2 protein-coding genes are annotated in these 1,404 nt (G+C 28.0%); both read right to left on the bottom strand.

Features of this window, described 5'->3' with window-relative positions; genetic code table 11:
• On the bottom strand, positions 1-695 hold a 695-nt coding region (locus tag AB0C84_RS46180; protein WP_361079275.1), incomplete at its 3' end, for an ABC transporter permease.
• 7 nt (positions 696-702) lie between these two features.
• Positions 703-1,392, bottom strand: coding sequence for an ATP-binding cassette domain-containing protein (locus AB0C84_RS46175; protein ID WP_361079278.1), 690 nt, complete (start codon positions 1,390-1,392; stop codon positions 703-705).
• Positions 1,393-1,404: the final 12 nt, after the last annotated feature.

The raw sequence follows: 1,404 nt of genomic DNA, 5'->3' as shown, positions 1-1,404 counted from the left end.
CCTAGAACTAGTTCATGTAACTCTAGTTTTGTAGTTGCTTTAAGTGAATGATCACTTATTTGTGAAGTAATATTCATCATATTTATAGGTCCCCATTTTAACCATGGCCATCTATCTATGGCCATAGCTAATATAGAAGAGAGCAAAGAAGTGATCAAGAAAAATACTATACCTACAGCTATAGAAATTTCTGATCTATTCATTGCACAAGATATTAATAAAGTAATACTCAACACTAGCCAAGTACCAATATAAAATCCCAACGTTCCTAATAGCATTTGATTAAATAATGATAATTCATTTCCAATATTAGAAAATAGATTAATATCATGGTAAAAAATGGCGCATAAAATCAAAGAAAATACAACTGTAATCGCAAAATATATAAAAGAATATATAGCTAAAATTAAGATTTTACTTAATATAATATTTTTACGAGAGGTGTTACGATATAGTATATTTTTGATCGTTCCATAATGAAATTCCATTGTAATAATAGTACTAGATTGAATGATTAATAAAAGTGTAACCCAAAAAACACCTCCAAAGTTAGATTCTAGTAAAACTTTGGGTGGTACGTAATTTTTAAGAAGTAAAGTCTGAAGTGTCATTAATGCAATAATGATAAGTGGTATGATGAATGTTGATCTTTTTTTGAGTAATTTAAAGTTTTCTTGTTTAATTAAATTAATCATAATTGTTTCATTCCTCCTTATCTATAATATCAAGCAATACATTTTCTAAATCTTGCTCCTCATTTTGTTCTAAATCTTCTCGCGTCACTTCTTTTATAATCTTTCCTTTATCGATAATAAGCGTAGAATCAGTAATTTTAACTAACTCACTTAAAATATGACTTGATATTAAAAAAGTACTACCTTCTTTTGCTTTACTTAAAATCAATTGACGAACATCTCTAACAGCTTTAGGATCTAATCCATTCATGGGTTCATCTAAGATTATCAGTTTTGGATCATTTAAAAAAGCTATGGCAATACCTAGTTTTTGTTTCATACCTAAAGAATAGGTTTTGACTTTATTATGTATATATTTATTCATTTTTAAATCATCTACAATCTTATTAATGGAACTTGTACCATTCGATTCATTTAGTAATTTTAAATTATCGTATCCAGACATGAAAGGATATAAACCTGGATTTTCAATCAGTGCACCTATGTTACAGTGATTTTCATCTTGTCTGACAGAAGTAAAATTCCCTTCTTGATAATCCGAATAGCCTAATATCACTTTCATCAAAGACGTTTTCCCAGCACCATTGGCACCGACAAGACCGACAATATGACCTTCATCTAATGAGAACGATATATTTTTAAGAATTATTTTATTATTAATTTTTTTTGATAAATGATTTACGCTTAATATACTCATATTATCGTCTCC

This window comes from Actinomadura sp. NPDC048955 (genome assembly GCF_040649435.1).
Lineage (GTDB): Bacteria > Actinomycetota > Actinomycetes > Streptosporangiales > Streptosporangiaceae > Spirillospora > Spirillospora luteofluorescens.
The sequence above is the reverse complement of the archived record's forward strand: the minus strand, read 5'-3'. Positions and strand labels throughout refer to the sequence as shown.

Coding starts and splice junctions, on each gene's coding strand:
- AB0C84_RS46175 (WP_361079278.1), bottom strand. CDS start 1,392: ATGAGTATATTAAGCGTAAATCATTTATCAAAAAAAATTAATAATAAA.